Genomic DNA, 9,157 nt, shown 5'->3' with positions numbered 1-9,157 from the left:
GCCCGCCGCGGCCAGGGCCGCCGCGCTCCGGTCGAACGCGCGGTCGTCCAGCGCGGTCGAGACGAACCACGCCTCGAAGGCACTGCACGGCGGGTAGACGCCCGCGTCCAGCAAGGCATGGAAGAAGGGTGGATAACGCCAGGTCTGGGTGGCGCGCGCGGACGCGAAATCGGTCACCGGCGTTTCGGAGAAGAACACGCTGAGCATATTTCCGGCCCGCGGGATCTGGTGTGCCACACCGGCGTTCGTCAGCGCTTCGGAGAACAGGGCGGCGAGGCGATCGGAGTTGGCAGCCAAGGTGGCGTAGGCGGCGGCGTCCGCGTTGCGCAGGGTGGCCAGCCCGGCGGCCATCGCCACCGGGTTACCCGACAGCGTGCCGGCCTGATACACCGGGCCCAGCGGCGCCAGCCGCTCCATCACATCGGCCCGGCCGCCGAACGCCGCGGCCGGCAGGCCGCCGCTCATCACCTTGCCGAAGGTGAACAGGTCGGCCTCGACGGGATCGATTCCATACCAACCACTTCGGCTGACCCGAAAGCCGGTCATCACCTCGTCGATGATCAGCAGCGCGCCGTGCTCGGCCGTGATCGCGCGCAGCGCTGCGTTGTAGCCGGGCGCGGGCGGCACCACGCCCATGTTGCCGGGGCTGGCCTCGGTGATCACCGCCGCGATCTGGTCGCCGAACCGGGCGAAGCTCTGTCGCACCGCGTCGATGTCGTTGTAGGGCAACACGATCGTGTCGGCGGCCGTCGCACCGGTGACTCCCGGCGAGGACGGCAGCCCCAGCGTCGCCACCCCGGAGCCCGCGTCGGCGAGCAGCGCGTCGACATGGCCGTGGTAGCAGCCGGCGAACTTGATGACCTTGGCCCGGCCGGTGAAGCCGCGGGCCAGCCGGACCGCGCTCATGGTGGCCTCGGTGCCGGAGTTGACCAGCCGGATCCGCTCGACCGGCGCGACCCGTGCGATCATCTCGACGGCCAGCTCGCTCTCGGCCGGCGTGGGCGCCCCGAAAGACAGGCCCGAAGCGGCGGCTTTCGCGACGGCCTCGACGACGGCAGGGTGTGCATGCCCCAGGATCATCGGGCCCCACGAGCAGACCAGGTCGACGTAGCGGTTGCCGTCGGCGTCGGTCAGGCGGCACCCGTGCGCCTCGGTGATGAACGGCGGCGTCCCGCCCACCGCGCTGAACGCGCGGACCGGAGAGTTCACCCCACCGGGAATGACGGCGCAGGCGTCCTCGAACAACTTCGCCGACGCCGCCGTGGCCCGGGGGACCCCGGTGGCGTGCGCGGTCGCCCGATCACTGCTTCCCATGACGACTAGTGTCCCAGCTGTCGCGGGCCGTTCCACTACAGGGTGTAGCAGAACGCGCCATAGGAAGGCGACGGGGTTCGACGGCCGTATTACTCGGCGTCCTGTTGGTCGGTTTCCTGCGCCGCGATGTAGTCGCGGCGCGCGGCCTCGTGTTCCTTTTCCGCCGCCCGCCGGTGCGCATCGACGTCGCCCAGGCCCTCGGCGACCGCGCGGTCCTCGACCTCGGCGGCGCGCTCGTGCGCGACACCGGCTTGGTAGTGGCGCTGCACTCCGCGTTCGTGTGCCGCCTGATCGCGCACGTGCGCCTGCTGTGCACGTTCGGCGGCGCGCTTCACGTCGTCTGCCGTGATGGCCTGGCCCGCGGACAGTTCTTCGCCCCGGCGCAGCAGCTCCTCGGCGCGCCGGGCGGCCTCTTCATCCGCCGCCTCACCCATGAGATGACAGTAGACGCAATATTGCGCCGAAGCCGGGTTGTCCTCGCCCGGCTATTGCGAGTTGGATAGCGGTATGCAATTCCCAGAAGGACTTGCCCGGTTCAACCGCCACGTCACCAACCCCATTCAGCGAATGTGGGCCGGTTGGCTCCCGCCGTTCGGGATCGTCGAACATGTCGGGCGGCGCTCGGGCAAGCCGTACCGGACACCGGTGAACGTGTTCAACGCGGACGTCGACGGCAAACCCGGGGTGGCCATCGTGCTGACCTATGGCCCCGACCGGGACTGGCTGAAGAACCTGAAGGCGGCGGGAGGCGGCCGAGTGCGCAGCAAGGGCAAAACCTTTGGCATCGCCGATCCGCGCGTGGTCACCAGGGACGAGGCCGCGGAGCACGTAACACGCCGGATGCGACGGATTTTCGCCAGGTTGCCGTTCGAGCAAGCGGTCCTGCTCACGCGAACTTCCTGACGACATGCGGATCACGGCGATCGCCGAACGGGCGGTCGCCCTCGCCGGCGGACCACGCGGCGGGCCGGCCAATGCGGTGGTCAACTTCTCCCACCACACGGTCTCGCTGGTGGTGGTGGTCAGCGATGTGATCCGGCATGGGCGCCCCGTGGTGGGTGTGGCTTTCGATTCGATCGGCCGGTTTGCCCAAACCGGAATCCTGCGCGACCGGATGATCCCGCGGCTGCTGGCGACGCCGCCCGAGGCGCTGCTGGATGGGTACGGGTATGTCGATCCCGCGGCGGTTTTGGCGTGTGCGCTCACGAATGAGAAACCCGGCGGTCATGGCGACCGGGCCGCGGCCGCGGCCGCGCTGGAACTGGCCTGCTGGGACCTGAACGCCAAACTGCGCGACGAGCCGGCCTGCGTGACCATCGCTCGTTACGCCGGACGAGACCCCGCACCGTCGGTGCCGGTGTACGCCGCCGGCGGCTACTACTACGCCGACGGCGGCGTCGATGCGCTGCGCGCGGAAATGCGGGGATACCTCCACGCCGGCTACGACGCGGTCAAGATGAAGATCGGCGGCGCCGTGTTGGACGAGGACCTCACGCGGATCGAGGCCGTCGTCGACATCGTCGGCGACGCGGGACGGGTCGCCGTCGACGCCAACGGCCGGTTCGACCGGGTCGATGCGACCCGCTGGGCGAGCGCGTTGGCCCGCTACGGCCTGCGCTGGTACGAAGAGCCCGGCGATCCGCTGGATTATGCCCTGAACCGGGCGGTGACACAGTGCTATGACGGTGCGGTGGCCACCGGGGAAAACCTGTTCTCCGTGCCGGATGTGGCCAATCTGCTGCGCTACGGCGGAATGCGACCCAATCATGATGTCTTCCAAATGGATCCGGGGCTGAGCTACGGGCTGACCGAATACATCCGGATGCTCGACGTCATGGCGACGCATGGCTTCGATCGTCGCTTCGCGTTCCCGCACGGCGGTCACCTGATCAACCTGCACGTCGTGGCCGGGCTGGGCCTGGGCGGATGCGAGGCTTATCCCGGCGTGTTCGCGCCGTTCGGCGGCTACCCCGACGCGTGCGCGGTGTCGGCGGGCCGCATCTCGCCGACCGACGCCGCGGGGTTCGGGCTCGAGCAGAAGGCCGGCCTGGCCGAACCGATCGCCGAGATGACCGACGGGAGGATGCGCGGATGAAGATCGCCGTAATCGGTTGCGGTGCCATGGGTTCCATCTATGCGGCCCGCCTGGGTGCCGCGGGTAACGATGTGCTGGCCGTCGACCGCTACCAGGCCGGCATCGATCAGATCGCCGAGCACGGGCTGCGGGTCACCGGTCCGGGCTACGACCAGGTGGTGCCGTTGCGAGCGAGCACCACCGCGCCGGACGAACCGATGGATCTGATCGTGCTCGCCGTGAAGGCTTCGGACGTGAAAACTGCTGCGCACCAGGCTCTTTCGATGCTCGGTCCGGCCACACCGGTGCTGACCATCCAGAACGGCCTGGGATCGGCGGAGACGGTGGCCGACATCGTCGGCGACGAGCGGGTCGCGGTCGGGATCGCCAGCGGATTCGGCGCGGCAACCGTGGCTGCCGGGCATGTCCGGCACAACGCCATGAAGGCGATGCGCTTCGGCGCCTACTCGTCGCTGCCGCTCGCCACGGTCGAATCGATCGCCCGGGTGTGGACGACTGCCGGATTCGATGCGGCCGCGGTCACCGACATCGCAGCCATGCAGTGGGAGAAGCTCATCTGCAACGTCGCCTACAGCGCACCGTGTGCGCTGACCGGCATGACCGTCGGGCAGGTGATGGACGATCCGGAGATGGGGCCGGTCAGCCAGGCGGCCGCGACGGAGGCGTGGACCGTCGCTCGGGCCTCGGGCATCGCGATCGCCGTCAGCGATGCGGTCGAGCACGTTCGCGCCTTCGGCGCGCAGATGCCCGACGCCAAACCGTCGGCGCTGCTGGATCACGAGGCGCACCGGGTCAGCGAGATCGACGTCATCAACGGAGCGGTGCCGCGCCAGGGCGCCCGGGTAGGCGTCGCGACCCCGGTGAACGCCACCCTGACCGCGCTGATCAAGTCGATCGAACGGCGATGGAGCTGACTGGGCCAAGCCGGGACGGGTATACGGCACCGGCATACGCCCGTCGACACCTATTTGAGCGGTTATGCCTCATCGCCGACGGGCATAAGATCGAGCGCATCGACGACTACCGGCAGTGGCTGGCCAGGTTTACCGAAGCGATGAAGGAACTGCCGGAGACCAGCGCAAGAGTTCCCTGCTGCCGCTGATGAACGCCTACGCGACACCCGGTCAACCGACACACGGTACCGGCATGCCGGCCGAAAGGTTCCGTGCCGCAGTGCAATCCGCAGGGACCGGGCCAGACAAGGACGTGCCGCACGTGACCGAGGCCCTGATCGACAAATGCGTCACCGACCTGCAGCGGCTCGGGTTGCTCAGGACGCGCACCGGGGCGCAAGCGGGATGACCGTCCCTGCACGCGCGCGCCGGGGTGGATTATGTGGGTCCGCAATCCGACAGCGCGTCTGCTAGCGCTTTCCAAGAAGTCCTATTCTGCGGAGGCAGCGCCGACGCGGCCGCGCAAGCGCGCGAGGAAGTAAAGGCCGATCACCACCGCCCAGGACAGCAGGCTGAGCCATAGCTGGCTGCGTGCCGTGTGGTCGAACGCCATCTGCACCAGCACGGCGGTGATTGCGATCAGCGTGAGGACGGACAGCGCCGGGTAGAACCACATCTTAACCGGGAGCTTTTCCGCGGGTGTCCGCCGGCGCAGGATGATTTGCGACAGGGCGATCAACCAATAGACGAACAGGATGACGGCGCCCGAGGAGTTGAGCAGGAAGAGAAACACGGTGTTGGGTGCGACCCGCGCCATGATGACGCATCCAAACCCGACCGCCGACGAACACAAGATCGCGAAGTGGGGAACGCCGCGCCCGCTCAGCTTGACCAACTGCAATGGGGCCTCGCGCCGTTCGGCGAGCACGAACAACATCCGCGAGGCGGTGTAGAGGCCGGAGTTCAGGCAGGACAGCACCGCGGTCAGCACGACGGCGTTCATCACCTGGTCCGCACCCGAAAGCCCCACGTGTTTGAGCGTGGCCACGTATGGCGAGGCCCCGAGTTCCACGGAGTCCCAGGGCAACAGCGCGACGAGCAGAAAAATCGAACCGACGAAGAAGATTCCGATGCGGACCACTACCGACCGGGTCGCCTTCTGGACCGCGCGCTCGGGGTCGCGACTTTCCGCGGCGGCGACCGTGACGATCTCGGCGCCCACCATGGAAAAGATCACCACCACGATGGCAGCGAACACCGCGCCCACCCCGTGGGGAAAGAGGCCGCCGTGCGCGTGCAGATTGGCCAGACCTCCGTGATGCCCCGGCATCAACCCCATAACGTATGCCGTGCCCACCACCAGAAAGATCACGATCGTCGCGACTTTGATTCCGGCGAACCAGAATTCGAATTCACCGAAGGACGACACCGAGAACAGGTTGGTCGCGGTCATCAACACCATCAGGCATAGCGACAGTAGCCAGAGCGGGGCATGGAACCAGTAGTTGAGCACCTTCCCGCCGGCGACCGCCTCGAAGCCCACCACGATCACCCAGAAGTACCAATACAGCCAGGCCACCGAGAATCCCGCCCAGCCGCCCAGGGCTTTGGCCGCATAGTCGGCGAACGATCCGGTCGACGGATTCGCGGCGGCCATCTCACCCAGCATCCGCATCACCGAGACGATGAGCAGACCGCAGAGGGCGTAGGTGAGGAACGCGGCCGGGCCGGTGTCCCTGATCACCACGCCGGACCCGACGAACAGCCCGGCACCGATGACGCCACCGAGGGCGATCATGCTGAGCTGGCGCTGCGACAGCCCTTGGCGCAGTTGCGGATTGCTATCCATTCCAGACCACGCATGTTACCACAGCACATCGGTGCCCAGATGCCAAGCGGCCTCGACTGACGACGGTGTCTAAAGATACAGGTCTCGGTCGCGAATCAGCGCCGTGGCGAGCACGCTGATCACCGCTGTCGCAACCAGATACCCGCACGCCAGCCACGGCGCACCGCCGAGCGCCGCGATCAGCGCGGTCAGGATCATCGGGGTGACCCCGGAGGCGTAGATACCCGAGACCTGATAGACGAACGACAATCCGGTGTAGCGCGTGCTCGTGGGGTACAGCGCGGAGTACAGCGTGCCCTGCGCGCCGTAGAACAGCGCATGCACCGCGCCGAAGACGATGATCATCGCCAGCCCGAACCAGACCAGGTCTTTGGTGCCGAACAGCGCGAACGCCGGAAATACCGCCAGGCCGTAGCAGGCGATGCCGGCCAGGTATACCCGCCGCGCACCGTAGCGCTCGGTCAATCGTCCCGACACCGGCAGCAGCACCGCCAGCACCAGTGCGGCGATGGTCACCACCACCAAGACCGACACCCGATTCAATCCCAGGGCGCCGGTGGCGTAACTGATGGCGAACACACCCCAGGTGTTGAACGCCGAGCCCTCGGCCCAACGCGACAGCAGCCCCAACACGGTGTTGCGCCTTGAACGCGGCTCGCGGACGATGTCACGGATCGGCACGGTCGATGCGGCCCGCAGGTCTTGCAGTTCGCGGAACGCCGGTGTCTCGTCGACCCGCAACCGGACCATGACGCCGATCACGACCAGCAGCAGGCTCAGCAGGAATCCGATGCGCCAGCCGCAGGAAAGAAACCGGGCCGGCCCCAAAACAACTTGCAGGAAGGCGAATATTCCGGTGCCCAGGGCCAGTCCGAGCGCCAAGCCGACCTGCGGGATCGCCCCGAAACGACCGCGCCGGTCACCGGGGCTGTGTTCGACGGCCAGCAGCACCGCCCCGCCCCACTCGCCGCCGAGCGCGAAACCCTGCAGCACGCGCAAGATCAGCAGCAGCGCCGGGGCCCATGCCCCGACCTGCGCCGCCGTCGGCAACGCGCCGATCAGCGCCGTCGCGCCGCCCATGATGAGCATGGTCAACGCGAGGCTGCGCTTGCGACCGATGCGGTCGCCGATGTGTCCGAACACCAGGCCCCCGATGGGCCGCATGACAAACCCGACCGCGAAGGTCGCGAACGCCAATAGTGTTCCCAGCCAAGAACTCTCGTTGGGGAAGAACAGCGTGTTGAACACCAGGCCGGCCGCGGTGGCGTACAGGAAAAAGTCGTACCACTCGACCGTCGTGCCCAGCAGGCTCGCGGCGACGACAATGCGCAGTCGTCGGCGCTGTTGCTCGGAGGATTCGTCGGCCGCGTCGATCACGGCGGTGGCGATCCCGGCGTCGGGTGCAGACGCGGGCAAGGTTGCCGCCATGACCGTCAGTGCGCCGAGGCGACCGCGAACGGCGTCGCCGCCGCCGGGTGCGACTGGCGGTTGGGGTGCCGCCACAAACCCATCCGCTCGAGCAGAGGCAGGACGCCCTCACCGAACCAATAGGCCTCTTCCAGGTGCGGATATCCCGACAGGATGAAGTGGGTGATACCCAATTTGGCGTATTCGGCCAGCCGCTCGGCGACTTCGGCATGCGACCCGACCAGGGCCGTACCCGCTCCCCCGCGAACCAGGCCCACGCCGGCCCACAGGTTGGGCGCGACCAGCAGTTTGCTGCTGTCACCGCCGTGCAGGTCCAGCATGCGGCGCTGCCCTTCGGATTCGCTGCGCGCCAGGCTGGCCTGCACCCGTCCGACGTCCGCCGGGTCGATTGCGGCCAGCAAGCGGTCGGCCTCGGCCCACGCCTCGGCGGCCGTATCCCGGCTGATGACGTGAATGCGCAGGCCGTACTGCAGGATTCGGCCCGCGTCGACGGCGAGCCCGCGAATCCAGTCCAGCTTCTTGGCCACCGCCGTCAGCGGCTCACCCCAGCTGAGATACACATCGGAGTGCTTGGCCGCCACCGGTCCGGCGGATGCCGAAGACCCGCCGAAGAACACCGCCGGTATCGGATCGGGCGGGTTGTTCAGCTGTGCGTCCTGCACCTGAATGTGTTCTCCGGCAAAGGTTACCGGCTCCTTGGACGTCCACAGCTGGCGCACCACATGCAAGAACTCCGCGGTGCGGGCATACCGCGCTTCCTTGTCCAGGAAATCCCCGTAGGCCCGTTGCTCGTGCGGTTCGCCGCCGGTGACGACGTTGAGCAGCAGCCGGCCCTCGGAGTGCCGCTGGAAGGTGCCTGCCATCTGGGCGGCCAGGGTCGGACTCAGCATCCCGGGGCGGAACGCGACCAGGAACTTGCACGTCTCGGTCGATTCGACGAGCATCGCCGTCGTCAGCCACGCATCCTCACACCACAGTCCGGTGGGCGTGAGAACGGCTTCGAAACCGTTGTCCTCGGCGGCCGTGCAGATCTGGCGCAGATACTTCAGCGTGGCCGGCCGGTCACCGGACATCGCCGTGCCATGCCCGCCCGCGACAAGATTTCGCGAATCGCCGTATGTCGGCAGAAACCAATGAAACGCGAGACTCAATTCACCATCCTCTTTCGCTTACCCCTGTGCACTAAAGGCTCCATCCTTCTCAAGTCGTCGTCGGCGAGCGAGGGTTGGAACCTGCGAGATTGCATCCCCGGCTCGACACCGGCAGCGCCGCCCTGCCGCAGGCCGCGCGCGTCGGGCGGCAACATCGAGGCACCGAGTGAATAACCGGTACGACCGCGTCTCTTGCTGTCCCCGAAAGCAATACGTTCGCAATGATCTGGGCGGCGGCAATCAGCCGAATCGGCGCTAGGATGACTACGATCCGGGCGAAGCCGCGACTCGATGCCGGCAGCGTCTGCGCCCGACGACGCGTCAGAGGATCACCGCTTCGTGACCGAAAGGTCACGCCGGATCACACAATGCTTCCAATTCGGCGTGGCTCGGCGGGTAATCCCCGCTCAGCGCGGCATTATTGCGA

General features: G+C 67.5%; 9 protein-coding genes. 4 read left to right on the top strand and 5 right to left on the bottom strand.

Going from position 1 to position 9,157, the window contains the following annotated elements:
* Both hemL and A5686_RS20175 read right to left on the bottom strand, forming a co-directional pair.
* Positions 1-1,314, bottom strand: a 1,314-nt coding sequence (gene hemL / locus A5686_RS20180; protein ID WP_067937950.1) for a glutamate-1-semialdehyde 2,1-aminomutase, incomplete at its 3' end; no start/stop codon positions are given.
* An 89-nt stretch (positions 1,315-1,403) separates the two neighbouring features.
* Positions 1,404-1,748, bottom strand: a complete 345-nt coding sequence (locus A5686_RS20175) for a hypothetical protein (RefSeq protein ID WP_067937948.1) — start codon at positions 1,746-1,748, stop codon at positions 1,404-1,406.
* Positions 1,749-1,821: 73 nt separating this feature from the next.
* On the opposite strand from A5686_RS20175, the gene A5686_RS20170 reads away from it, so the two are divergent.
* The 4 genes from A5686_RS20170 to A5686_RS28045 all read left to right on the top strand — a co-directional run bounded on the left by A5686_RS20170 (position 1,822) and on the right by A5686_RS28045 (position 4,711).
* Positions 1,822-2,217, top strand: a complete 396-nt coding sequence (locus tag A5686_RS20170; protein WP_067937946.1) for a nitroreductase family deazaflavin-dependent oxidoreductase — start codon at positions 1,822-1,824, stop codon at positions 2,215-2,217.
* A 4-nt stretch (positions 2,218-2,221) separates the two neighbouring features.
* Positions 2,222-3,409 (top strand): enolase C-terminal domain-like protein, encoded by a 1,188-nt coding sequence (locus A5686_RS20165; RefSeq protein WP_067937945.1) that lies wholly within the window; start codon positions 2,222-2,224, stop codon positions 3,407-3,409.
* Complete coding sequence (locus tag A5686_RS20160) at positions 3,406-4,323, top strand: ketopantoate reductase family protein (RefSeq protein WP_067937943.1); 918 nt, start codon at positions 3,406-3,408, stop codon at positions 4,321-4,323. Before A5686_RS20165 ends, A5686_RS20160 begins: the two co-directional genes overlap by 4 nt.
* Positions 4,324-4,555: 232 nt before the next feature.
* The gene (locus A5686_RS28045; RefSeq protein ID WP_231986432.1) at positions 4,556-4,711 is read left to right on the top strand and encodes a hypothetical protein; all 156 of its coding nucleotides are present in this window, start codon (positions 4,556-4,558) and stop codon (positions 4,709-4,711) included.
* An 81-nt stretch (positions 4,712-4,792) separates the two neighbouring features.
* Here the strand turns inward: A5686_RS28045 and A5686_RS20150 are convergent, their stop codons facing one another.
* From A5686_RS20150 to A5686_RS20140, 3 genes are all read right to left on the bottom strand, one after another.
* Positions 4,793-6,151: an amino acid permease gene (locus tag A5686_RS20150; RefSeq protein ID WP_067937939.1), complete on the bottom strand. Its 1,359-nt coding sequence runs from the start codon at positions 6,149-6,151 to the stop codon at positions 4,793-4,795.
* Between the two features lie 69 nt (positions 6,152-6,220).
* On the bottom strand, positions 6,221-7,579 hold the full coding sequence (locus A5686_RS20145; RefSeq protein WP_067937960.1) for an MFS transporter: 1,359 nt from the start codon (positions 7,577-7,579) through the stop codon (positions 6,221-6,223).
* A gap of 5 nt (positions 7,580-7,584) precedes the next feature.
* The gene (locus A5686_RS20140; protein ID WP_067937937.1) at positions 7,585-8,730 is read right to left on the bottom strand and encodes an LLM class flavin-dependent oxidoreductase; all 1,146 of its coding nucleotides are present in this window, start codon (positions 8,728-8,730) and stop codon (positions 7,585-7,587) included.
* Between the last annotated feature and the right edge of the window lie 427 nt (positions 8,731-9,157).

The sequence above is a fragment of the Mycobacterium sp. E2479 genome (assembly GCF_001667925.1).
Lineage (GTDB): Bacteria > Actinomycetota > Actinomycetes > Mycobacteriales > Mycobacteriaceae > Mycobacterium.
The sequence above is the reverse complement of the archived record's forward strand: the minus strand, read 5'-3'. Positions and strand labels throughout refer to the sequence as shown.

Excerpts from the sequence above, each read along its gene's own strand:
- A5686_RS20175 (WP_067937948.1), bottom strand. The coding sequence starts at position 1,748 with ATGGGTGAGGCGGCGGATGAAGAGGCCGCCCGGCGCGCCGAGGAGCTG.
- A5686_RS20170 (WP_067937946.1), top strand. The coding sequence starts at position 1,822 with ATGCAATTCCCAGAAGGACTTGCCCGGTTCAACCGCCACGTCACCAAC.
- A5686_RS20165 (WP_067937945.1), top strand. The coding sequence starts at position 2,222 with ATGCGGATCACGGCGATCGCCGAACGGGCGGTCGCCCTCGCCGGCGGA.
- A5686_RS20160 (WP_067937943.1), top strand. The coding sequence starts at position 3,406 with ATGAAGATCGCCGTAATCGGTTGCGGTGCCATGGGTTCCATCTATGCG.
- A5686_RS28045 (WP_231986432.1), top strand. The coding sequence starts at position 4,556 with ATGCCGGCCGAAAGGTTCCGTGCCGCAGTGCAATCCGCAGGGACCGGG.
- A5686_RS20150 (WP_067937939.1), bottom strand. The coding sequence starts at position 6,151 with ATGGATAGCAATCCGCAACTGCGCCAAGGGCTGTCGCAGCGCCAGCTC.
- A5686_RS20145 (WP_067937960.1), bottom strand. The coding sequence starts at position 7,579 with ATGGCGGCAACCTTGCCCGCGTCTGCACCCGACGCCGGGATCGCCACC.